At 66.4% G+C, this 1594-nt stretch carries 1 protein-coding gene; it reads right to left on the bottom strand.

The window, feature by feature from the left end:
• Positions 1-190: 190 nt before the first annotated feature.
• Positions 191-1501: an IS1380 family transposase gene (locus ACOVRJ_RS23475; protein ID WP_422046242.1), complete on the bottom strand. Its 1311-nt coding sequence runs from the start codon at positions 1499-1501 to the stop codon at positions 191-193.
• Positions 1502-1594: the final 93 nt, after the last annotated feature.

The raw sequence follows: 1594 nt of genomic DNA, 5'->3' as shown, positions 1-1594 counted from the left end.
TTCATGAGCGTTGTACTGGATGCGTTTGCGACGCCGATCTGCAGGCTTTTTGAGCCCACGGGCGCAGTAATGAGGCGATTGCTGCGCAGGGTGCAGGCGACGGGGCGAGCATGGCCGTATTTGCCCCTTCCCCGGCTTGGGATGCGGGCCGTTTTGTTGTCATCGCGCCGGCCAGGCACTGGATGGATTTCTACGGGCTGAGCGCGCGCGCCGCAGTGATGAAGACATGCTTCATCGGGTGCGCCGACGCCAGCAGCACTCGCACGCGGCGCGTGTTGCGCACCACGGCTGCGCCGATCTTCAGCAGCCTGATGCGGATCGTGGCCGTGCAGGCCTGCGCAAGCTCGGTGCCCTTCAGGGCCAGCCGGCGCAGGTTGATCATCAAGGTGTAGGCCAGTGCGGCCAGCAGCAGCCGAAGCTGGTTGGCCTGGAAGCGGTGGCAGCTCGCGCGCCGCCCGAACAGGTCCAACTGCGCTTCCTTGATCCGGTTCTCGGCCTCCCCGCGTGCGCAGTACCGGCGCTCGTATAACGCCTTGGGCGAGCCCTTGAGATCTGTGACGATGAAGCGCGGGTTGGCGCCTTGCGGGCCCTGCTCCAGCCGCGCTATGACGCGGCGCGGCTTGTCCCAGGTGCCGGCTGCGTACTCGAACTCTCCGAACATGCGCTGCTTGGTCTGCCTGGCCACGAACTGCTCCGCCAGTGCGAGTTCAGCCAGCTCGACTTCCTGCTGCAGCCGCGAGTTCTTCTGCAGCCCGATGATGTAGCTCACGCCCCAGCGCTCCAGGCGCTGCAGCACGCGAGGGCGGCAAAAACCCGAGTCCGCACGCACGATGATCTTCGTCCTGGGCCAGGCCCTGCGCAGCGCCACCAGCAGCCGCTTGAGCAGCGCGCTGACGACGCTGGCCGGGTCCCGGTCGCTCGGGCGCAGCACGCAAGCCAGCAGGTCCTGGCCGGCGAAGACATACAGCGGCAAGTAGCAGTAGTTGTCGTAGTAGGCGTGGAAGTGGCCTCGCTCCTGCTCGCCGTGCAACGGCACATGGGTGGCATCGACATCGAGCACCAGTTCCTTCGGTGCCGCAACGTGGCTGGCGATGAACTGCTGCATCAGCACCTCGTGCAGCGATGCAGCGTGCTCGGGCGTGGCGCCCGTCTCCAGGCGGCTGAGCGTGGGCGCGGAAGCCAGCGGCTCGGCTCGGCCGACGGCCGTCTGCAGCACCAGGTCATTGCGCAGCACGTTGTGGTCGCACACGTCCTGCCAGCCCAGGCACAGGCCGTAGATGCGCTGTGCCAGAAGGCTGTGCACGCTGTGCTGGACGCTGGCGCCGCGACGCTCGTCGCCGAACGCCAGGGCCGCTGCGCGGGTCAGGCCAACACGCTCATCGACCTGCTTGAGCAGCAGCGCGCCACCATCGCTGACGATGTCGCCACCGTCGAACGCTGCATGGACGACACGCCGCCCGACACGTCCAAACTCGACAGCCTCATCGGTACACTTTGGCATCGGCGGTCCTCGGTTTTCATTGGCGTCAGATACCTATGAAAACGCGCTTCGGCACGAGGCCGCCGACCTGCTGCTGGTGAAATATCCGGGCTA

This window comes from Roseateles sp., assembly GCF_049240545.1.
In the GTDB taxonomy this organism is placed as follows: Bacteria; Pseudomonadota; Gammaproteobacteria; order Burkholderiales; family Burkholderiaceae_C; genus Paucibacter_A.
The sequence above is the reverse complement of the archived record's forward strand: the minus strand, read 5'-3'. Positions and strand labels throughout refer to the sequence as shown.

Coding starts and splice junctions, on each gene's coding strand:
- ACOVRJ_RS23475 (WP_422046242.1), bottom strand. CDS start 1,501: ATGCCAAAGTGTACCGATGAGGCTGTCGAGTTTGGACGTGTCGGGCGG.